The sequence below is a fragment of the Sphingobacterium sp. MAE genome, from assembly GCF_056711605.1.
On sequence record NZ_CM160044.1, the window covers coordinates 2,405,985 to 2,428,937 of the forward strand.

General features: G+C 34.4%; 21 protein-coding genes. 12 read left to right on the top strand and 9 right to left on the bottom strand.

Annotated features, from left to right (window positions below; genetic code table 11):
• Positions 1 to 14: 14 nt before the first annotated feature.
• The 4 genes from AC06G9_RS10160 to AC06G9_RS10175 all read left to right on the top strand — a co-directional run bounded on the left by AC06G9_RS10160 (position 15) and on the right by AC06G9_RS10175 (position 4,927).
• On the top strand, positions 15 to 2,312 hold the full coding sequence (locus AC06G9_RS10160) for an outer membrane beta-barrel family protein (RefSeq protein ID WP_346570092.1): 2,298 nt from the start codon (positions 15 to 17) through the stop codon (positions 2,310 to 2,312).
• 1 nt (position 2,313) lies between these two features.
• Positions 2,314 to 3,387, top strand: coding sequence for a sensor histidine kinase (locus AC06G9_RS10165; protein ID WP_346570093.1), 1,074 nt, complete (start codon positions 2,314 to 2,316; stop codon positions 3,385 to 3,387).
• Between the two features lie 3 nt (positions 3,388 to 3,390).
• Positions 3,391 to 4,107: a LytR/AlgR family response regulator transcription factor gene (locus AC06G9_RS10170; RefSeq protein WP_480958053.1), complete on the top strand. Its 717-nt coding sequence runs from the start codon at positions 3,391 to 3,393 to the stop codon at positions 4,105 to 4,107.
• A 274-nt stretch (positions 4,108 to 4,381) separates the two neighbouring features.
• Positions 4,382 to 4,927 (top strand): hypothetical protein, encoded by a 546-nt coding sequence (locus AC06G9_RS10175; protein WP_045754809.1) that lies wholly within the window; start codon positions 4,382 to 4,384, stop codon positions 4,925 to 4,927.
• Between the two features lie 69 nt (positions 4,928 to 4,996).
• Here the strand turns inward: AC06G9_RS10175 and AC06G9_RS10180 are convergent, their stop codons facing one another.
• The 4 genes from AC06G9_RS10180 to AC06G9_RS10195 all read right to left on the bottom strand — a co-directional run bounded on the left by AC06G9_RS10180 (position 4,997) and on the right by AC06G9_RS10195 (position 8,655).
• On the bottom strand, positions 4,997 to 5,275 hold the full coding sequence (locus AC06G9_RS10180) for a hypothetical protein (RefSeq protein ID WP_045754808.1): 279 nt from the start codon (positions 5,273 to 5,275) through the stop codon (positions 4,997 to 4,999).
• 202 nt (positions 5,276 to 5,477) lie between these two features.
• Positions 5,478 to 6,587: a PAS domain-containing sensor histidine kinase gene (locus AC06G9_RS10185; protein WP_480958054.1), complete on the bottom strand. Its 1,110-nt coding sequence runs from the start codon at positions 6,585 to 6,587 to the stop codon at positions 5,478 to 5,480.
• Positions 6,577 to 7,374, bottom strand: a complete 798-nt coding sequence (locus tag AC06G9_RS10190) for an alpha/beta fold hydrolase (RefSeq protein WP_293929330.1) — start codon at positions 7,372 to 7,374, stop codon at positions 6,577 to 6,579. Before AC06G9_RS10190 ends, AC06G9_RS10185 begins: the two co-directional genes overlap by 11 nt.
• A gap of 225 nt (positions 7,375 to 7,599) precedes the next feature.
• Positions 7,600 to 8,655 carry a serine hydrolase domain-containing protein gene (locus tag AC06G9_RS10195; RefSeq protein ID WP_480958055.1) on the bottom strand — a complete coding sequence of 352 codons (1,056 nt, stop codon included), beginning with the start codon at positions 8,653 to 8,655 and terminating at the stop codon, positions 7,600 to 7,602.
• Positions 8,656 to 9,128: 473 nt separating this feature from the next.
• On the opposite strand from AC06G9_RS10195, the gene AC06G9_RS10200 reads away from it, so the two are divergent.
• Complete coding sequence (locus tag AC06G9_RS10200) at positions 9,129 to 9,599, top strand: hypothetical protein (protein ID WP_480958056.1); 471 nt, start codon at positions 9,129 to 9,131, stop codon at positions 9,597 to 9,599.
• Positions 9,600 to 9,842: 243 nt separating this feature from the next.
• Here AC06G9_RS10200 and AC06G9_RS10205 read toward each other — a convergent pair whose 3' ends face one another.
• Positions 9,843 to 10,514: an SRPBCC family protein gene (locus tag AC06G9_RS10205; protein ID WP_480958057.1), complete on the bottom strand. Its 672-nt coding sequence runs from the start codon at positions 10,512 to 10,514 to the stop codon at positions 9,843 to 9,845.
• Positions 10,515 to 11,085: 571 nt separating this feature from the next.
• Here AC06G9_RS10205 and AC06G9_RS10210 point away from each other — a divergent pair.
• The gene (locus AC06G9_RS10210) at positions 11,086 to 11,640 is read left to right on the top strand and encodes a hypothetical protein (protein ID WP_480958058.1); all 555 of its coding nucleotides are present in this window, start codon (positions 11,086 to 11,088) and stop codon (positions 11,638 to 11,640) included.
• A gap of 259 nt (positions 11,641 to 11,899) precedes the next feature.
• Complete coding sequence (locus tag AC06G9_RS10215) at positions 11,900 to 13,609, top strand: FAD/NAD(P)-binding protein (RefSeq protein WP_480958059.1); 1,710 nt, start codon at positions 11,900 to 11,902, stop codon at positions 13,607 to 13,609.
• 281 nt (positions 13,610 to 13,890) lie between these two features.
• On the opposite strand, the gene AC06G9_RS10220 is transcribed toward AC06G9_RS10215, so the two are convergent.
• Complete coding sequence (locus tag AC06G9_RS10220) at positions 13,891 to 14,667, bottom strand: hypothetical protein (RefSeq protein WP_480958060.1); 777 nt, start codon at positions 14,665 to 14,667, stop codon at positions 13,891 to 13,893.
• 67 nt (positions 14,668 to 14,734) lie between these two features.
• Positions 14,735 to 16,312: a Na+/H+ antiporter gene (locus AC06G9_RS10225; RefSeq protein ID WP_094771962.1), complete on the bottom strand. Its 1,578-nt coding sequence runs from the start codon at positions 16,310 to 16,312 to the stop codon at positions 14,735 to 14,737.
• Positions 16,313 to 17,010: 698 nt separating this feature from the next.
• On the opposite strand from AC06G9_RS10225, the gene AC06G9_RS10230 reads away from it, so the two are divergent.
• The 3 genes from AC06G9_RS10230 (at position 17,011) to AC06G9_RS10240 (ending at position 19,330) form a co-directional block, all read left to right on the top strand.
• A complete protein-coding gene (locus AC06G9_RS10230) occupies positions 17,011 to 18,060 on the top strand; it encodes an AI-2E family transporter (protein WP_346573048.1) in 1,050 nt (349 codons plus the stop codon).
• Between the two features lie 158 nt (positions 18,061 to 18,218).
• The gene (locus AC06G9_RS10235) at positions 18,219 to 18,533 is read left to right on the top strand and encodes a hypothetical protein (RefSeq protein WP_480958061.1); all 315 of its coding nucleotides are present in this window, start codon (positions 18,219 to 18,221) and stop codon (positions 18,531 to 18,533) included.
• 329 nt (positions 18,534 to 18,862) lie between these two features.
• The gene (locus AC06G9_RS10240) at positions 18,863 to 19,330 is read left to right on the top strand and encodes a GyrI-like domain-containing protein (RefSeq protein ID WP_480958062.1); all 468 of its coding nucleotides are present in this window, start codon (positions 18,863 to 18,865) and stop codon (positions 19,328 to 19,330) included.
• 407 nt (positions 19,331 to 19,737) lie between these two features.
• Here the strand turns inward: AC06G9_RS10240 and AC06G9_RS10245 are convergent, their stop codons facing one another.
• The gene (locus tag AC06G9_RS10245) at positions 19,738 to 20,430 is read right to left on the bottom strand and encodes a 3-keto-disaccharide hydrolase (RefSeq protein ID WP_480958063.1); all 693 of its coding nucleotides are present in this window, start codon (positions 20,428 to 20,430) and stop codon (positions 19,738 to 19,740) included.
• 327 nt (positions 20,431 to 20,757) lie between these two features.
• Here AC06G9_RS10245 and AC06G9_RS10250 point away from each other — a divergent pair, with 327 nt between their 5' ends.
• A complete protein-coding gene (locus tag AC06G9_RS10250) occupies positions 20,758 to 21,390 on the top strand; it encodes a hypothetical protein (protein WP_480958064.1) in 633 nt (210 codons plus the stop codon).
• 21 nt (positions 21,391 to 21,411) lie between these two features.
• A complete protein-coding gene (locus AC06G9_RS10255) occupies positions 21,412 to 21,864 on the top strand; it encodes a DUF1905 domain-containing protein (protein WP_480958065.1) in 453 nt (150 codons plus the stop codon).
• An 86-nt stretch (positions 21,865 to 21,950) separates the two neighbouring features.
• Here the strand turns inward: AC06G9_RS10255 and AC06G9_RS10260 are convergent, their stop codons facing one another.
• Entirely contained in the window at positions 21,951 to 22,574 is a 624-nt protein-coding gene (locus tag AC06G9_RS10260; RefSeq protein WP_480958066.1) for an MCP four helix bundle domain-containing protein, read from the bottom strand.
• Between the last annotated feature and the right edge of the window lie 379 nt (positions 22,575 to 22,953).

Sequence of the window (22,953 nt, forward strand, 5' to 3'; positions counted from 1 at the left end):
AAAATATAAGCAATATGAATTGGAGGTTTAGTTGTTTGGTATCGGCTATTATGCTGTATTCTCTTAAATCATTACAAGCAGAAGTTCAAATTAGAGCTTTTGATATGGATCAATATAACAATGCAGAGAATAATGATATCTATCGTCGGTCGGACTCGTTATATCTCTTGCGAGACACATCAATAAAGAAAAAGGTTATCGAGATAGGAGAAGTGAATATCTTTCGGAGATTCAATCCCATTAAACTAACCGCTGGAAAACTGACTTATGAAGTGTCAAAAACAGCTCTAAATTCCAGTGGAAATGCTTTAGAAGTATTACGGAAAATGCCCGGGGTAACGATTATGCCGAATGGTAAAATAAGTTTAAATGGACAGGAGGGTGTACAATTTCTTATCGATGGAAAAACAAGCTTCTTAACTGGAGAAAATCTGATCACTTATCTGTCGGCTATGCCAGCGTCTTCCATAGACATCGTCGAGCTGATTACACAACCCGATGCCACGTTAGATGCAGGAGGTGATGCACGCATTATAAATTTGAAAAGAAATACTAAAGCATCAAATGGAATACGTGTGATTATATCATCGCAGGTGGAACAAGGGAAATACAATAGGATGCAACACCATATTATGGCTGAGACAACTATTAAAAAAGTATCTCTTTCCAATTCATATTCCTATTCTAAGGGACGGGATCTCGTTGATATTACTTCGAGTAGGTATCTGGATCATGATACAAAAGAAAGCATTAAAGATTTACAGTTGGATATGGATGCTATTAGAAAAAAAGATTATATGAACCATTATTACAACAGTACGTTGGATTATAGCCCTACTAAACATGTGAATACAGGAGCGTATGTATTGCTTAATAACAACAGACGAGTTAAAGATGAAGAAGTTAATTCGGTTTTTCTATATCATAAGGTACAACCTGATTCTGTTATAAATACGAGTAATCTACTGCACCATAACTTTAGAAATTTTAGTACAGGTGCGTTCTTAATTGCCAATATTGATAAAGACTCAAAATGGGAAAACTATTTCGATCGTCAAGATTTTAGACAGTCAGACCAGCAGGTTCAGTGGTCTGACAAATTGCTGGTAGATAACTTTAAATCCGAAAAGCAAGAGTTAGTTGGTCATACAGATGTTCAGGTGAAGATCACCACGATGCAGAGTAAATATCAGTTTAATATAATTTCAAACCTAGTGTCGACATTTGGAGGTAAATATACGCGTGTCAATATGCGTACAAAGTCATTGTATGATGTGTATCGAAATAACCAATGGCAAGCAGAGAAACAGCTCAGTAATGGATTTGGGCATGGGGAGAAATTAAAATCATTGTTTTTTCAATTGCAGTATCAAACATCAGAAGTGTTTACACTTGATATGGGATTACGTTATGAACATGCCACATTCAACAGTTTGGCTACTAACGATACGGATACACATGATGACCAACTCAGATCCTATAAAAATTTTTTTCCAAATATGACGATGACCTATAGCATGTCAACTCAACAAAAGCTATCATTACATTATAATAGAAGAGTAAATCGTCCAAACTTTAGAGATTTAAATCCTTTTGTTGAAGTAAACGATCCTTATCTCTATGAAAAAGGAAATCCAGATCTAAAGCCAGAATTTGTAAATAATATGGAATTGACTTGGGTTTTTAAAAATACGTATTCACTTCAGTTTTCTTACACGCTAAAACAAGATCCAATAAGTAAAAGCTACAATCTAGACCATAATAATCGAACGGTAGTAATGCCTCTGAATCTAGATCATGCTTCTGGTTTTGGCTTAAGGTTTAATGCGACAACTATATCACCTATGCGCAGCTGGAATATACAGGCAAATGCCAATTTAATGTACAAAAACTTCGAATGGATCACGAAGGATAAAGTATTTCACAATCGCCGGTTGACACCTGCTATTCAATTACAAAATCAATTTAATTTACCTTCCAAAGTAAATTTAGAAATTAATTGTTTTTTCAATGGTGCTACGGCAGAGGGTCAAGCTTATATTGCTCATTTGTGGTCTATCAATACAGGACTCCGTAAAACCTTTTTCCAAGACAAATTTACTTTGTATATTTATGCCAACGACCTTTTTAGAAGTAATAGACCTAATATTACCTTCAATGGAGATGTAATGAACGGAAAATACCGAGAGTCTTATGATAGTAGAGCATTCGGGATTAATCTTTCTTACAGGTTGAATAAAGGAGGAAAAACTGATCCTAAAAATAATAATATAGGTAACCGCTTAGAGGAAAATAACAGAATTAGTTACTGATATGATGATAGCCAGAACTTCACAACCAAAAGTAAATTTAATACATCAGGTAGGGCCAGCCATATGGGGTATTGTTTCTTTTAATATCCTTCGTATTGTCACTGATCTAACAAAGAAAGATGAATTTTGGTCAGGTGGTATTCGGATACACGCCAATGGACTGATGATCTCGATAGCTATCTGCTATATTATCACGTTCATGTGGCGCAATGGACTCAAAAAACTATTTTCTAGAGCTCATGATATTCCAACGAATATTATGAAGGAATATAGTATAGGCTTGCTTCAGGTCATTGTTATTCTTAATCCGATTATCTTCATCAGTGAGCGCCTAGGCTGGGTCTACATGGGCGATGGTTTTATTGATTATATTTTGGTCAATGCCATTTATATTCCCTTGTTATTACTTTATTATACCTTGTTAAGAAATGAGGTAATTAATAAAAGTTTGACAGATAGCAGGGTTCATATTGAACAAATCAAAGCAGACAAACTGGGTACCGATCTGCAATTATTAAGAAGTCAATATCATCCACATTTCCTTTTCAATGCCCTCAATACCATATATTTTCAGGTTGATGACTCAAATACTGTGGCTAAAAGAAGCTTGGAGCAGTTGTCAGAATTATTGCGCTATCAAATCTATAATGTTGACGATAAAGTGTCACTGGATCAGGAAATCACCTATTTGACATCCTATATCGCTTTTCAACAGCAGAGACTCACTGAAAGATTAACCGTGTATACCGATTTTGACGACGAATGGGAAGGACTTGCTATTTTTCCATTACTTTTTCAGCCCCTCATCGAAAACGCATTTAAGTATGTAAGAGGTGAGTATAAAATTGATATCAGTCTAAAACGTCAAGGTGAAGAGATAATTTTTAAGGTTTCGAATACTGTGCTTGAATATACAGTGAATAAGCAGGGCATTCCGATTGGAGGGCCTGTAAAATCTGGTTCGGGATTGACCAATCTTATAAAGAGGCTTGATTTATTATATCCTGATCAATACATATTAAGATCTAAAAGGGAGCCACAGTTATTTTCAACAGAATTAATCATAAACTTGTAAAGAATGATGGATATCAAATGTGCCATTGTTGACGATGAGCCATTCGCACGCAAAGGAATAGCTGCCTATATCGATAAAATTAGTTTTCTTAAACTCACGGCGGAGTGTGAAGATGCTATTGAACTCAGTGAATATCTCAATACTGAGCACGTAGACCTTATCTTTCTGGATATTGAGATGCCCGAACTTTCGGGCTTAGATTTTATTGCCACATTGAGCAGTCCTCCAAAGATTATTATTGTATCGGCCTATGAAAAATATGCACTACGTGGATATGAATTAGAAGTGGTCGATTATCTTTTAAAACCAGTTCCATTTGGCAGGTTTTTAAAGGCAGCCCATCGAGCCCACGAAATCATCACTACAGCACATGCGCATAGCTTGAATATCTCTAAAAAAGCACAAGAGGAACATATTTTTATTAAAGTAGATAAAAAATTAAAAAAGGTGATGCTACAGGATATCCTTTTTATTCAAAGTATGGGAAATTATGTCATTGTTCATACCTTACACAGTCAGGATATCACCTATTGTACACTTCAACAAATGTTTTCTCTTTTACCAAAGCATCCGTTTATTAGCTGTCACAGATCCTACATTGTCAACATGAATAATATTTCTGCCATAGAAGGCAATCAGATACAAGTTGGTAGTTACAAAATTCCTATCGCACGCAATTTGAAAGATGAGGTCATGACTTTAATTTTAAGACATCAATAGGTTAAAAAAATCTTTTCCTTCAGTTATTTACCTCATTATTTTCTTAGTTTTCTAAATTACATCTTAGGGCCAATTTTTTAGTCAAGTTTTATTCACAGGTAAATTATCTAGTTTCTATTGAATTCAAGCAAACATTTGTCCGCACTATTAGGGGAAGCATCTGATTTTGGTACTATTAGTATAAGGAATGTTGGATAGCAAGGCCAACGTTTACTTTTCAGATTAAGCGATAAGGATTAAAATAACTAATTATAACCTCGTTAAAGAAAATAATATGGCAAACTGTGATAAGCTCAAAGAAGAGCAAATTCAAATTTCAAAGGAAAATTGGAATAAGACATTAGCTGATGTAGCACTATACATTAAAGATCAGGTGGACAAAGGGTTAAATCCAGAGCAATATAATCCTGGACCAGGAAAACCCTTAGTTAATTTACTCAAATTAGCGGAGGATTACAAAAATGAGAGCGATAGGCAAGTAATGGAAATCAGTAATCAAATTGATGCGGAGTGTACGGAAGATATGATTGGAATAGCGCAAACACTGGTTGATCTGGCAATTGCAAAATTTACAAAAGGAATTTCTTTGATATTACCGAAATATATCACTCATATTGATGTAAAAGAAATATTTAATGGGAAACCTTTTGGTGGGGATAATAGTATCGTCAATCAAGCTAGGGGAGCACTAATGAGAGGAATAGGTATTGATGAGAATAGTGATTTGGGTAAAGTGATCTTGGATCCTGCGGCTACTGCAAAAAATTCATGGGAAAACGATAATGGTGATATTGGTAATTTTATTAAGGGTCTGTTTTAGTAGTCGCTACATGGTATAGAGAAATAATGCAATCAATAAGCTATACAGCACTATTGATTGCATGGTTACTTATTTTAATTCAATAATTCTATTACTGCCTGTTGGTTGTTGCACATCTTGTTCAATAGATAAAGTCAGTTTTAGACATACTGTCAATACCAACAGTCCGATAAGTGATACAGGAAATATGATACCAATAACGATCGCCCATAGTAGAGAAATATGGAGGTACACTTTTCCTGTGCTAGCTGAAACTTTCAATTTGGAGCTTCTAAGAGCATCAAATGCTTTTTGAAAACCATTTGAAATTGTTTTGCTATTGATGTCGAAGATTGTTTTAGTTTTCATGATAAATCTGTTTATGTATTTATTTATGAATCAAAAGTAGCGCTATTTCGTTGCAGTGCTTATGGGAATTAGGTAGGTCAAGGTATAAAGTCGGTAAAGTAATAACTTTCTACGGTTAGTGATCTCAGAGGGAGTTATTTAATAGGATATATCAACTATCTATGTTCAATTTATCTTAACACGGATGCTGATCAAATACTGCCTAATGCGGAACCTGTAATGTAAAACAGGTTTCTTGAGCATCTGATCTGACAGTCAAAGTTCCTTTATGAGCCCTTGCTATTTCTGAAGCAATATACAATCCAAGACCAAGACCATTCTGGTTAGCTTGATTATTTTGACGTTGAAATGGGTGGAAAAGATGTTTCAATGCCTCTTCAGGAATTGGCTCTCCTTTATTTGTGACAATAACCTCCCAATAATCACTTGTCGTTGTCGCACGTAAAATCACAGGAGAATCATAAGATCCATGTGTAACTGCATTTCCAAGTAAGTTGGACACCAACTGCGCTAATCTTCCAGGATCACATGATACGGGTTGATTGATATTAAAATCTGATGCTATCATACTCGCGGGATATGTCACCCTTAACTCATCGCTAACTTGATTCAGTAACTTTTCAAGATCAGATATAATCGGAGTAATGAAAAATCCACCTCCTAAACGACCACGAGCAAGATCCATGATATTATCTATCATCTCGTGCATCCTTCTGGAGCCACTCTCAATTATATTAATAAGTCTTTCTTCAGGCTGTCCTATTTTTTTTCTAGCAAGTAATTGTGCCGCATTAATAATACCACCTAAGGGATTACGCAGATCGTGCCCGAGTACAGCAATAAACTGTTCGCGGATCAAGGCATTTTGTTGTTCCATTTTCAGTTCAGCTTGAGCAAGCTGTTTTGCCATCTGAAGATTTTCCTCGTACAGTCGGCGATCTGATGCACTAAAAATATTAAAGCGTATGAAGAGTACCTGCTGTTTATCATTTCTTCTTTCATAGCCATTTATATATACAGGTAATTTTCCATCTCCTGAATCTGCTAATTCAAGTGCTATTTCATCAAAATGTCCCTGCAAGCGCAATAATGGCCAAAGATGGGTTTCGAAATAAATTCTTCCACCTACACTTAGGATATTAGAAAAACGCTGCCCCACTAATTTATTAGGTACTGTATTCAACCAAGTAGTAGCGCGCTTGTTGATCCTTGCAATATTTCCAGTTGGATCCGTAATGACAAAACCACATCGTGACGATTCGAAGAAATCATCGAAATCTTCGGCGTCAGGGTGCATAAACTTATTGGTCATATAGGTAATTGCTAATTGCTGAGATTGTTTCTTCTGGAGCACTCAAATTAGGACAATGCCCAGTTGCATCCATGATGACAAGTGTACTCAGCGGTATTTTACTGTGCAAATAATGACCTACTTCAATTGGAGCAATCACATCATTGCTACATTGTAAGATTAGCACAGGATGTCTTGTATCTGCTAAGATTTCACGCTTATCTGTCAAAAATGTAGTCCGAGCAAAATGCTTTGCGATTTCGGGATCTGTTTTACAAAAGCTATTCGCGAGTTCCGCTCCAAGTTCCTTTTTGTCAGGATTGCCCATGATGACAGGGCCCATTGCCATTGACCAACCTAAATGGTTATTATTTAATGATGCTAATAGCTCATCGATTTCTGAATGGCTAAAGCCTCCTATATAATCTTCTTGGTTAATATAAGAAGGAGAGGGGGCTACCAAAATCAGTGTCTTAAAAATTTCAGGAGCCATCTTCGCCGCTATAAGCCCCATTATAGCGCTCACAGAGTGTCCAACAAATACAATGTCGCTAATTTTTAGTTCCTTAGCAATTGCTACAATATCTTCTGCGTAGCCCTCAAGACGATCATATTTATCAAAAGAATATGCAGATAGATCAGAGTTTCCTGCGCCTACATGATCAAAAAGTACTGTTTTGTAGTTCTCCTGGAATGAAGGATATACATGACGCCACATATTTTGATCGCATCCGAAGCCGTGAGCAAACATCATGACATGGTCTCCAGTTCCACTTACGACAACATTGTTTCTTTTCAGTATTCCCATACGAAGAGATCTTGGTTAAGGTGATATATCTCATCTAATTTACGATTTGTTGATGACCTAATAAAACTTTAATTTTTATTTTCTCTACAATAAACCCATTTATAACACAATGTAAATAGCTCTATATGGCAAAAGAGAGTTTGAATGCATCACAAAAATACATACTCTACGTACTCAACAAACAGAAAATGTAAAATATCCAAGGATTGATATCAAACAGCAGTATTATTCATTCAATAAATTGCTATTCATGACTATTTCTCTCACTTTATTTTCAAAATAGTAATGAAGATTACTGTCATCACTATATTGATTTTCTAATACAATCATATCGACATCTTTTTCAGGAAAATAAATTTTAAGTGATGCAAAACCCAATCCCTTTCCTGGATGTCCGATGTATTTTACAGGTGTCTTGTCATTGACGTAGACACCATAACCATATCCAATACGCGCTGTACCAAAAGCTTCATGTTGTGCTGTTATACTATAACTGGTCATTAGCTTATACGTCTCTGGTTTCAATATTTTTCCATGATGCAATTTTATATCCCAATTATTAAGATCTTGTAAATTTGAAACAATTCCACCCGCAGGAATAAAATCAATCCACCCTTCTCTTTGTACAGGATGTTCTCTTAATTTAAATATATTGTCGGCACTCGTGTATCCATTGACCAATCTATTTTGCATTTTATGTTCTTCATAACAAAAGCTATTATTCATATCCAACTCGTCAAACAAGTCTGTGGCGGCGTCAATGTATGTTTTGCCAGTTACTTTTTCAATGACTTGACCTAGCATAGAGTACGAGATCACATTATATAAAAAATCAGTACCCGGTTTAAAATTTAACGGTTGGTCAATATCCGTTATCCCTGACGAAAAATTTAACAAATGATGTAATGTAACGGTGTCTGCCCAGGACTGTGTGATATGAGGTAAGTATTTTCTAACGGGAACTTCTAGCGAAAGATTTCCTTTGTCAACTTCTCTTAAAATTAAAACTGCTGTGATTTGTTTACTATTCGACTGAATTCGAAACTTATCGGTTATTTTCAGAGGAATTTTATGCTCAAAATCCGAATAGCCAAAAGCTCTGGAGTAGGCAATTTTTCCTTTTTTAGTGATCAGTACAACGCCATTAAAACTTCTAGGGGCTGTTGTCTGTAATAAACTGTCAATTTTAGCGGAATAATCATCTTTTAATTGTCCATAGGTAGTCGAACATACTGAAGCTGATAAAAATATAAATGCTAAAAATCTTAATAATTGTATCATAGGTCTATGGGTATATGTATTTATTTTATCATCTTGCTTTTTATTTTGCGTCATCACAAACATCACTAGTGATCTACCTCTTGATCTTTACTTTTGACGGATCTTTGAGTAAAGCAGAACGATAGCAGACTTAAAAAAACTAAAAATAGGAATGCTTTTATCATAAAGTTTTATTTTGTCATTTAAATAACGTTGTAGAGAGTCAATAAGTTACAGTAATAAAATTAATATAAAAGGAAATGTTAATCATTTATTTTCCAATTCTATTAAAGTATGACTAGGACAACAAGAATGTATCCTCTCTTTTACGTTACATTTAAGGTGAGCGTCTGTCCTGTCGATTTTATTTGGATATCTAGTTGCACGTATTAATTTCTTTATTCAGGTTAGAATAGATTTTACTTATTTCATTTTAGTTAATTATTTGTGAACATCTTTGAGAGATCTTTGTTTTATATAGTAAAAAAGATATTATGGATGTACAGCAAAATAATATGGAGAAGAGAATTACCCTTTATAATGAGTATTATGGATTTTTAGAAAATCCTGGCAACTTTAATTTTGATACCAACCCACATCGACTCATTATCAAGAACTATGCACTTCGTACTGGCGATAAATCTCTTTATGAATTTTACTTAAAAGCAGTATTTCCAGATTGCGCTATAGATGAACTACACAATTTCGATGCTGAGGTTTGTTATTTAAAACAAATGGGAAGAGAGCAATTGGCACTTTGGCTGATTGATAATAAAATAAAAGTTCTCAAGGCTGATATCAATACCACTGATAAAGATGCTATTTTTGAAGCAGTTTCTATCCCTGATGATGCACATATAGAAACATATCTAAGTAATCAGAAAGGTTTGATTTTAAATTATATAGCGCCGTCAGAATTGATCAAATTCCCGTATCATGTGTGGATCAATACTACATTGAAATGATCTTAATTAAATAGTAATGGACCCTCATGGATAGGGATCAAATGCTACAATTAATTTTAGCATTTGATCTCAGAGGTGCATCATTCTAAACATAAAAATCGTCAAGCGCTCGCGTTTAAAGAAAATTAAATGCGATCGCTTGACGTTGTCAAAATACACTTTGTCATGTGTTTTTATGGTTTCTTCTTTATGCTTTCGCTTTTCGGTCAGCAAATCACTTGACTTCGATTATTTAAAGCGAAGTTATTTTTTTGCAGTTTCAGATTCAATTGTTTTTTGATCATTAGATTCGATATAATCCTTGAAATTCTTAAAATCTTGATGGATCATTTTTTCAATAGCTGGATTTAAAAGTTTAGCAACTGCAGCACCAATATCTCCCAGAGGAGCTTTATAGGACATTTTAAAAGATATTTCAGTTTCAGATTCTCCCATATCCTTAAATTTAACAGTTCCCGCATTTTGAACCGACGAATCAGCCATGCTTGACCATGAAATTTGCTCATTGGCAACATCCGCATTGATCGCAGCCTTCCACATCAGAGGCTCTACTCCAGATGGTGTTTTAACCTGCCATTCTGAATGTTTTTCATCAATTACTTTCACACGTTCCAAATGTTTCATTATGCGTGGGAGATTTTCAAGTTTACGCCAGAATGCATAAACTTCTTCACGAGGGTAATTGACAGTGATGACCGAATCTACAGTTACATCTGTTGGTTGATCTGTATGATCGATCTCAAATTTATTATATACTGGGCAATAACCCGCAGCACCTCTTAATAAAAGCAAAGCGCTTGATGCAGCCAGAGCTGGATTCTTCTGTTTGCCAGATAGGCTTTTATATAGTAGATATGAAGATGATAGGATCGTGATCAAACGCTCCGTCTTACTGATGTTTTGTTTTAATTCCATAGGGATGATGTAGTTAACGATATCACAGTTTTTTGATTTTCACAAAACTGTTTCTATAATTACAAACCAAACAGGAGTTTGTTAGTTTAGATTCAGTATTAGTCGATATCCTTTCAGAAAAAATTGGCATATCTCTTTACAGAAGTTCTAAAACCCCTAAAAGTGAACTTTAGGGATTTTGTGCTTATTATATAACTGATGTTTAAGGAGTCTCATCTAGTGATCGCGGATGTCTACAGTAATAGTCTATTTGACACTCACGAAGTTAAACGGTGAAAAATATTTAATACTTTATCATCTATCGCGAACATCATCTTTAATAGAGGGAGATCTCCCAGTAAATTATGGGCTTATGATCATATTTTACTCGTATTTCAGGTCAGTAATAGCCGTATTGCCCATTGAAAATAAATTTGTAAGATGTAGGATTCTGTCCATAAATTTTTATAAATCAGTGGATTCGAATTTCGGCATGAAAGTAGTGATATATCCAAAGTAAGATCTCGAATTAACAGATGAGTATTTATATAAAGTAAATATGATTAGAAATATTATTTTGAATAGTATAGTTATGTTTCTTTTTAGTGTGGCATGTCAATCCGACCATAATAACAGAAATTTAGGTGAAACAACTAGAAATAATACTCAGGTACAGACGGAAATAAAATTAACAGCAAACCGGACGATAACTTCATGGCTTAACGACGGTATTGAAGGCGTTCAGTTTCTGCACACTAGCGACTGGCAAATCGACGATCGAATTTTTTTAAATAGCAGCTGTGACAAAGGTTATCTGTTATTGCTCAATCGCGATTTAAGTCCATTGGCAGAGTTAGATTATATTCAAGTTTTATATACTGCTAAAGAGGAGGGAGTATGGAATATTTATTTGGAGTCTATGCCTAATATCATCATTCCTAGAACAAAAGTAAACGGAAATTTTAAACCTAGCACATTTGAACAGTTGGCTTTAGCGGGAGAGCAGGTAATGGAACGAAATTATAGAAAAAGCGACGGAACGATTAATGATTCATTTGTTAATAATGAATTTAATACAGACCTTAAGAAAAATCATCTAATTTTTTTATCAAAAAGATTAGAAAGTAAGCTTAAAAGTATTAGATGATCTTCTTTTTCATAATTAACTAAATTTGTTTGGTGTTATAGTACTATATTTAGACAAAGTGAAAGCAATTATGATAGTTAAGATCGCTTTATTGAAAAACAATCGAATTTAAAAAGTGAATCGAGTAAAGATGCCAAAAAACAGATCCAACAAGTAGTATAATCATATTCTCTGAAAATTTTGTCTTAAAAAATTAAAGAAATAGTAAAAAAGGTATGAATTTTGAATAGGGTCTTGAATCAATAATCTAGCAATTTTTATGGAAAATGAGAAATTAGGATCGATTGCACTAATCGGAGGGGGACCCGCAGCTTTATTTATGTTAAAGGAGATTGTGAATCAAAATCTTCAAGTTGAAAATATCTATATTTTTGAAAAAAATGAGCGATTGGGAGTTGGTATGCCTTATGGGAAATATGGATCGTGCAATGAACATCTCGCGAATGTTTCTGCTAATGAAATTCCAGAATTAATATACGATGTTGCTGATTATTTATCGCGAAATCCAACTGATGATTTTCCAGATTATTATATAAACGGCAAATTAAATCCTTATCAAGTTTTACCAAGACTTCTTTTGGGAAATTATCTCGAAAATCAATTTCACGAATATATTAAGTTAGCCCTAAAGCTTAAGATAAAGGTGCATGTTTTGACTGATACAGCTGTGACCGACCTGCTCTATGATCGTAAAAAAGAAAATTATAAGATCACTATCACAAATGATCAAGTATATGATGCTGAGGTTGTGGTTATATGTACAGGGCATTACTGGCCATTAACATTTGAAGGAAAGAAAAAAGGATGGTATGATTCTCCTTATCCGCCTTCAAAATTTGATCAAAGAACAAATTTTCCCGTAGCTATTAAAGGAGCTTCCCTAACTGCTGTGGATGCTGTCAAAACTTTATCACGGTTAAATGGCCAGTATTTCTATGACGATGATAAAGTAAGCTATGTTCTGAATGAAGATTCTAAAAACTTTTCTATACATCTTTTTTCGACTGGTGGTTATCTTCCTGCATTACGTTTCCATTCCGAGTCCGAACCATACTCTCTTTCTTGGTCAATGACATTAGATGAGATTTATGATTATAAAGAGAAAAATAATGGTTTTGTGGCTCTCGACTACGTTTTTGAAAGAAATTTCAAAAACCCAATTAGGCAGAGTGATCCCGAATTTTATGAAAAGATCAAAGATATGACTATTGAGGAATTTGTCGAAGAAATGCTCAGTTTGCGAAAGGAACTAGATAGTTTTACCCTTTTTAGAGCTGAATATCTAGAGGCAAAAAAATCAATAAATAGAAGAAAGTCTATTTCTTGGAAGGAGCGTTTGGCAGCCTTCAGCTATGCAATGAATTACCCAGCTAAGCATTTTTCGGCAGAAGACATGCTGCGGTTACGTAAAGTATTAATGCCACTTATCAGTGTAATCATCGCTTCTCTACCACAGGAATCGTATAAAGAAATTATTGCGCTGTATGAAGCTGGTGTTATTGAACATATCCAAGTTGACAGAGATAGTCATGTTGATCCTCATGCTGATACGGGTGCAATCTATCGTTATGTGGATATACAAGATAAAAAACACGAACACCATTATCAACTCTATGTTGACGGTACTGGACAACAGCCCCTAGAATTTAACGATCTGCCATTTGAAGGACTAAAATATCAAGGATTGATCAGTACAGGATATCTTAATTTTAAGGATCCGAATGAAGGAAAAAAATATGTAAGTGAAAAAAGTCTCCATGTCAAGAGCGATAGTAACAACGGTTATTACATGCAAGTAAAAGGTTTAAGTATAAATGATTATTTTCAGGCACTTGATGCTTTTGGAAATGCAACTAAAAATCTTTTTATAATGGCAGTACCATTCATAGGAGGGCTGAATCCAGACTATTCTGGACTTGACTTTTGCGATACGGCTAGTAGGAGAATAGTCAAGTTTATAAATCAGTAGTGCAAGTTCTCGTACTAAGCAGTGACCGCTTCGTAAATATCAATAGGTATTGTAAGAAAAGCTAATCGCAAGATTAGCTTTTCTTATATAATATGCTCAAGATTAAATCACCTACGCAAATTGATTTTAATAGCTGATTTCTATGATGCAATTATGTATTATTGCGAAAAAATAGGAGGATTATACTGTAGCAATGTGTACATCCATAGATGAACTAACAAGCATCTATTATAAATTACTTCAGAATGGTACCATTAAATCCGGTACTAGCTATCATTTTGTTATTTGACTACAACATTTTTAAAATCAAAAGGTATTCTTTCGATTGAACTTTCATTTTCGATCATCAATTCAATTTTTATGTCATCTCTTTCATCAGCAGTCATATTTCTTTTTAATTTGATCAGTTTGTATATCATATTTGTTTTTTTATCAGTTACCGTCAGATTATTATAACCATGGTCAAGATCTTCATTAACTGCTATTATAACATCTTGATTGATATCCGATTTATAAACATACATCAGGTCATAGCTTTCAAAGTCAATACCTTTATAATCGTCCTCCTCACTGAGCTTATATTTAAAATCGGGAAATACCTGTTGTATATATACCGAATCTACGATACCAAAATAAATTTTCGAATTGTTTTTTGTTAAATGGTTGTCTATAAGATTCATGTTTTTTTCTAAATCTTTAAGCTTACCCAGATTGAAATATGATTTTTCATTTGCTGAAGGCTTAAAGTATTTGATAACACCTTTAATATCCATGTTTCTGTATTTTTTATGTTCATCGATATTATATCTAGCCAAAACATTTGCTCTTCTGAAAATGTTTTCAAAAAAGTTATTTTGAAGTATCTGCCCATTATAATTTGTAGTCGTCAGCGTATCTATTTTAATGAGGTGAAATCTTCCATAGGGCTTATTTTCAAGCGCTAAACTGATTTCAATCATATCTGATATTTTGATCGTATGAGATAGCACGACTTTTTCTTGTGAATAAAGGGATACAGTAGACATGATTAGGAGTAGCAGTGTGGTTAGTTTTTTCATTTTGTATGTCGGTAATTGCTAAAGTACTGGATTTCTTTTTCTATATGAAAATACTCGTTTTCATATTCTAGCTTTTTAAATTCAATCTTTCTTCCTGTAGATCAAGTAGGCGAAGATGTTTTTTTATGATTTCTTCATCTAGCAAAAGTTCTTTACGATTTTTATTGATCAGCCAGTTCCTTTGCGTTTCTAAAATGTCAATATAAATATTTCGGTATTCAGTGTAATTAATAATGATTTCAGAACTGCTCAATTGGTGTTCATATTTCTCTAATTGATCCTTCAATATTGGGAAACTTTCTATTTTGTGTGCATAATCGCTACGAATTTTATCAACAGCCACTTGAGCGAGGTTGTTCTGTATTTCGTAATCTATTTCTTTTTCGCTTCTCACAAAATCACGGTCTATCAATGGAAATTTTTTTAATAGAATAGGTAGAGTAAGCCCCTGTACGAGCAATGTGAGAAGAATGACGACAAATGTGATGAAAAGTATCAGATTCCTTTGAGGAAAAGGAGTTCCATCACTTAAAGTCAAAGGGATTGAAAGCGCTGCCGCCAAAGACACTACGCCTCTCATGCCTGTCCATCCAATGATCATGGGTGTTTTCCATCCAGGTGATTGAGCATCTGCAACCGTGATAAAATTTCTCATAATTAAAGTCGTAATCACTGCGGCGTAACCGGCAAGAACTCTTACTATAACTAGAACGCCAGTAACGGCAATTCCATATCCAATTGCAGTATAAATATCCGTATCTCCTAAACCGGAAACAATTTCAGGCAAATCTAAACCGATAAGCATAAAAACAATACCATTTAGTAAAAAAACAAAAGTTTCCCACACCGTGACGGTACGTATTCGAGATGCACTGCTCAAAAAGTCATGACTTCTATAGGAAAGAAACAAGCCACCACTTACGACAGCTAACACTCCAGAGGCGTGTAGCTGTTCTGCTGCTAAATACATTGAGAAGGGTGCAATAAAAGTGAGTAAAATATCAGTGTTTGAATCTGTGGGTAAAATCTTGTGCATTTTCAGAAAAATATATGCTATAGTCAGCCCTATTCCCACACCACCTATACACATCCATACAAAGCTTCCTGCGGCCTCCTGCCAAACAAATTGTCCCGTTGCTGCTGCAATCATTGCAAACCGGAAAATGATTAAAGAAGAAGCATCATTCAACAAACTTTCACCTTCGAGTATGGAGGCCAATCTTTTTGGTACTTTAACAAATTTTAAGATTGCTCCAGCACTTACTGCATCAGGGGGAGAAACGATTCCACCCAATAAAAACCCTAAGGCTAAAGAAAATCCAGGAATAAAATAATTAGCGAAAATCGCAACCGATAACGCAGTGAAAAACACAACGACAAAAGCAAAACTAAAAATAATTCTACGCCAGCGCCAAAGTTCTTTCCAGGAGGTCGACCATGCCGCCTCATATAGCAGAGGAGGTAAAAAGAGAATAAATATCAATTCTGGTTCAATTTTTATAGGGGGTACTCCTGGAATAAAACTTATCAAAAGTCCTGCTAATACAAGCAATACAGGATAAGCGACCTGAATTTTTTTTGCCAGCATAATAAGCATGGTAATCATCAGGACCAGAAATAGATAAAATTCAAAATTTTCTAACATATATAGATTTTAGATATATAAATATATATTAAATTTTTAGAAAGATTTACAGCCGATTTTAATTTGAATAGACTAAGTATGCAACACCTTAAAAAATATATATTTGCATGATGGCTACTCCCGTAAAAGCTTGTGTGATGGAGTTGATCGTAAAAACACTTTTTGGCGTTACCGCAATGCAATCTTGAATATTCTTTAATCCATAATATGCTGTTTGTATAATTTTACTATAACTGATAGTCGATAATTCTAATTCTGTAATTTTCTTTTTTCCATGTGATTCAGGATAAATATATCAATGCTATCTGTTTGAGCGAAAATTTAATAGGCGCAAAGAGATCATCCGATCGAGACTATTGATTATTTCAAAATATGGATCATATGAAGATGAATGTAAGGATAGGCTAATGGTTAAATTGATATAAATCCAATATAAGCATTGGAAAGAAATCTATTCAGATATATTAATAATGATCATCAAATAGGACTTATGTTTGCCGCAGTGGAAATTAATATTAACGACAGTTTTGTTTGATAAACCCCACATTAATATGATTTTATAGTTTTAAAGGTGTTTATATATATTGATTTAAAACAAATAGCTGTATCAAATGTTATTTTTAGAGAGGAAGTTCTTCATTAACTACTCATTTAAATATAGGGTAGAACATAAATAAAAATTTATATCCAAATTGCCTATGAGCGATATTTACAAAAAATCAGCAGCAATATGTATCGTTGTTTTACTATTCTTGACGTTGACAGTCTTATTCATAAAAGCTACTACACTATTACTTTTATTATTTGGAGGAATTCTCATTTCTATACTTTTCCATGCAATTTCATCTAAGATACAACAATGGACAGGTTTAAATTCCAAAATATGTTTACTGTTAGCTATACTTTGGGTTGTTATCTTCTGTAGCACCATATCATATTTTATCGGCAATACAGCCGTTACGCAATATAAGGAGCTGGCCGCTACAGTACCTAAAATGATAGACAATCTCCAGACTTATTTGACTAGTACGAATTGGGGTACTTATCTCATCGATAATATGGATAGTGCAGAAGATCAGATGACCAAAGTTATAGAACATTTACCACAGGTATTCAGTGGTACATTTGGTTTTTTGGGAGATCTCTATGCCTTATTATTTTTGGGTATATTCATTATGATTTCCCCCAAGGAGTATATGATTGGCATTGTAAGCTTATTTCCTGACAAGAAGAAATCTACAGTAGAGGAGGTTCTGACTAAAGTTGGAGAGCAGTTGAAGATCTGGTTGAAAGTTCAATTATTGGATATGCTGTTTGTTTTTGTTTTAACAGCACTTTCTTTACTTATTTTAGGAATTGAACTTTGGTTGATTCTGGCCTTGATAGCGGGAATACTATCTTTCATCCCCAATTTGGGCCCAACTATCGCACTTATACCTGCTGCTTTGGTAGGTTTGCTTGATGGACCTGTAACAGCATTGTACATAATCGCAATTTTTGTGGGTGTCCAGATAATAGAATCAGCAGTTTTTGCACCCTTCGTCCAGAAAAAGATGCTGTCATTACCACCAGCTATGGTACTCTTTTTTCAATTGCTAATGGGTACAGTTACAGGAGCATTAGGTTTGCTATTTGCAACACCGATACTGGTCGCTCTTGTCAATTTCGTTAACGAAATATACGTAATCAGGGTATTGAGACAAGAGACAGCAGGAGAGATGATCGAAGAAATAGAAAGTGATCATTAAATCTAGAATATGGAGCTGTTCAGATTTAATCTGACTTTTGCGAAAGTTGCAAATGAAAAATCTTACATTTAACTATGCCGAGCTTTAAAAAAGTATTTCTTTTTTTAATCGTTTTGTTTTTATACAAATCAAGTAGTTGTGAACAAGCACCTCTCACGATGATGCAGATCCAAAAGCAATATGGCGGAATTTGGATCGATAAGAAAACAAGTAGATGCTTACAGATAACATTTGAAAATGTCAGTTATGCTATGATTACCGACTGGACCCGTAAATATCAAAGTCGAGAAAGCGGTGATGTTTATAGAGCATTTGTAAAAAACGGCAGATTGGTGATGCCTGAGGACAGGGAGCATCATGCACCGTACGGTGAAATCGAGGTGAAAAACAACAAACTCATATACCGTACAAAGCACAATGGTATACTGAAATCATCAACTTGGGATAAACAGATATTCACCAGAGAGAGATAATCAAAATCTTTAGTTGAGTTACAGAAATCAGGTCAGGTAATCATATTCCAGAAAGTCAGAATAGGATGATTATGTTGCTTAAAATAAGTCGAAAAAATAAACAGGACCTAATCTACTTTAAATATTTTTAATCAGACTGAACAACAGGAACGGTCGTTGGCATTTTATACATTTGGAAATCAATCTCTTTTTTTGAAAGAGATATCATCTATACTTGTAGCTCTCTTTATCAGTATATGCATTTAATTCAATAGTAATCCTTCTGCTGACATACTGCTGTCAGTCGCCCTGACTATTTTCGTTAAATATTAAAAATCAACGTGTAAAATATGGAGAACATCACTATTCAAGAAAAGAAGATTATCGGTATGGTCATTAGAACTACCAATGAAAATGGACAGTCGGCAAATGATATCGAATTATTATGGCAAAAGTTTTGGAAAGATGAAACCATACATCAGGTCGAGCACAAGATCAGTAACGATATTTATGCGGTCTATACCCACTATGAAACAGATTTTACAGGGTATTACGATACTATTATTGGCTATGAAGTGGGTGTATTTACAGCCATTCCAGAAGGATTCGTTAGTTTGGTTATCGAAGGGGGAGAGTTTGCTAAGTTTGTGTCTACAGGAAAGATGCCAGAAGCTGTATTCAATACATGGTTGGATATTTGGGCTGATCAGGAGTTTAATTTGAAAAGAGCTTATAAAGCAGATTTTACCGTACATGGTGAAAAATACAATGATGGTCCCGAGGCCGAGGTGGAGACCTATATCTCGGTAAAGAATTGAGTTTTCCTATTTAGCGAAGATAAAGATTTATCATAAGTTTGAGATCCGTATATGGTGGTTTTGTAATTGTATTTTATGATTTTCTGATATGCATGTTCTCAAAGATGTATTGCTAGAAAAGATATTATATCGTATAGTATCAATGTACCAATATCATTTTCATACAGCAAAAATTAGCTTGTAGTATAAAAGTAAAAATATCAATATTTGAAGGTTTCTTTGTTGAAAAAAGTGACAAGCTTATGGTAAGTTGAATCAATGAGGATAATTAAAAACAGCTACAGTTCGCAAAATACAGAATACCATTATCTAATGGAAGATATTGGTATTCTGTGTATATGAAATAGAGGTTTAAATCTGTACCTGGATATTCGCAAGCAAAAATAGTATAGTACTAATGGTATCGTTTATTTGGAAAGATGTGTTATCGGAGTTAGTAAAACCTTACGGAACTCTACTTCAGCACCTTCAGCTTGTAGTGCAATCTGTCCACTATTTGCGGTACAGTCGTAACCTTCATTTACAAGGTCACCATTCACCCATACTTTGATCTTCCGGTCTAAACATTCGATCCTCATGTTATTCCATTCGCCAAGCGGTTTTTCCGAGCGATCGGTAAGATTTATAATGCGACGATTTTTACCCTCTGTAATGCCCCATTCAGCTTCCTCACCACGACGTTCAACCATATTTGGAACTTTAATATCCTCTACAATACACCAAAAGTCTCCCGCATTTTCATGCATCATCTGTACCTCAATAGATTTTGGAAACATTCCATAAAGTGCGCGTGGGGTAGAAGCATGCACCAGTACACCACAGTTGCCTGGTTTTCCTGCAAAACGGTATTCGACTTCTAAGCTATAGTTTTGGTACGATTGATCAGTTATAATATGACCATTTGGTGTACCCATACTGACCAACATTCCTTCTCTGACAAGAAAAGGACTTTTTACAGTCGTATTTTTGTCCATTTCTGGAACATCGATATGCCAACCTGTTAAATCTTTGCCATTGAAAAGGCTTTTTGATTGAGCACATGTAGAAAAGGAAATCGCTAAGCTACTGACAATAAAAATCGCTGAATAATAGAAGTTCATATTTGGTTTAGGTTTGAGTTATTATTATTGTTAAAACAAACATACATAATAATTTTCATAGGAATAATATTTGCGCATCAATTTTTACGACCATTTACTTGTGTTCTAAACGATTAAAAATTGGAAAGGGTTCGGATCATTAAATTCGAAAATATTCATATAAAAAAGTACTGAAAGGTCTTGAATGTAAATAAAATCCAAGAGATCTAATCTTAACAATGACTGGATGTTCCTAATAAACACTTATAAAAAGTTGTGATCACTGCTGACATAGGGCTGTCTTTCTTGGACTTACTTTTGCCTAAGTATAAATTAAGATAATCAATAATGATTCGAATAAACAATCACTCCGCCAAAGTAGTGGAGTTTACACGCTTTAGGAAGAAGAAGGATGTATCAGATGATGAGCTTTTGTTAGCGGTATTAAAATTTGAAACCACATTGTCACTACAGCAGGGACTAGTTTTTCATTGCCTAGTCAGAAACTATGATAACGAGTATGCAAATGTCTTATTTAGCGAATCCATTCAATGTCTAAAAGATTTAGAAAATCATATCGGTGATCTTCCTGAAGTTAAAAATTTCTTCAATTTAATTGAACCCAAAAGTGTACAAGTTGAATATCATGAAATACAAAAAGAGAGTTTTCAAGTTCCAGATGTATTTTCATGTGTAGAGAGGGGTATATTTTCTATACGTGAGGATCATCATGTTTATGACTTACTCCACCAGATATCACAAAATATAGAAGAGCAGTATTTAAATATGGTTGATAATACACAAGCTCACTTTATTGGAAAGATCAACGCGAACACCTTTTCAGAAATAGCGCTAGGTAAAACGCTTGGCGCTACAAAAAAGACCTGCATGGGATACCTCGATGACCCTTCTTGTCAAGAATTGCTGGCAATAGCAGATCAAGATAGTATGGAACTTGATTTTTGGTATCTAATAGCTTAAATGATGATGAGCCAGATCCCGTTGATTGATAAAATATATATTCTCGAACGCTTTGAAGGGAAGGGAGGATGGACTTTTGCCCGAATACCTGAAATTGTACCGCGCAAAGATGTGCGCTTCGGTTGGATAAGAGTTAGGGGAACCATCGATGGTTATGAAATTAAGAACTATAGGCTACAGTCAATGGGAAATGGCATCCTTTTTTTACCCATAAAATCCGACATCAGGTGTAAAATTAAAAAAGCAAAAGGAGATCATGTGCATATTATCTTGTATGAAGATGAGCTTCCAACGGAGATGCCTGAAGAAATGGAACTCTCTTTAAAAGATGGTCCTCATGTTTATGAAAAATTTTCATTATATCCGGAGAGTAGAAAGAAAAAACTAATTGAATGGGTGTATTCTGCAAAAACAGATGACATAAAAGTTGAAAGAATAGTTAAAATAATCAATGAAATTTTATTCAAAAAGTAAGATATGTATCAAAGACGTCCTATAATTGACATTAATTTACACAGCAAAATGATGACCCTATTAGGCTATAAATTTAAGCACTATACTTAATTTAGACGATGATCTTTTGGAACTTTGGCACCCATATCTACTTTAGCGGAAAATACCAATATCTGAATTAATACGGCGATAACGATCAGGATCACGATTTCAATGTAAGACATTAACCTACTCGTACTCGTCATGCTCAATACTTCATCTAATTTCACCTTTCCTTCCTCCAGTTGGATAGAAGATAAGGTTTCCAAAGTCTGGCGGGCATATTTACTGATTTCAATTGCTTGGGCATGATCGGTGGCATTGACATTTTGTGTTATTTGTTTAATATAGATTTTAAATTTATTAAAATTAATATTTTCTTTATCTGTCAGCACTGTTTTTTCATAAAGAGTATTCAGTTGATCGATTTTTTTCAATTCCGAATGAACTTCTTTCGGTGAGAAACTAGCTGTAGATAATAAAATTAGCAATTTCTCCATACGATTAGAAAGTTTGTGAATATAATCACCCACTACTAAGCGATCCGAATATAAAGACGTCACCGATTCGTTAATTCTTTTGACCAAGCGTTGTTCTTGAATATTGGTCAACATCACTAAACAAAGGACGGAGAAAAATAACATCGCAACCTTAATTTTATTTTTCACGGTAAAAGTCCACATTGTTCGCATATTTTGTAAAAAAACTGAATAATAGCAATTTAATAAAAATTAAGCTAAAGCAGAAATACGTAGTTTTTAAAGCGAAGAGGACCTGATCGATAAAACAAATCAAAATCCTGAGTTTCGGTACTACTTGAGTAGTTTCGAAGTAAGGATAGACATGAGGCTCAATTTCGCGACTTATTCGACCAATTTGATGGAACGTCTGGAAAAATACCTGCTTCAAATTGTCCTATTTTCTTATTCTTTATGTACGTAATTGCTCAAGGAAGTATTAAACATAAATGCAAATTCGTCTAGCAGATCTGTGTACTAGAGATTTTAACTCTGCAATAAAAACAGGTGAGCAAAACGTCTTTCTTCAAATATCATCTTTAAATCATTAAGG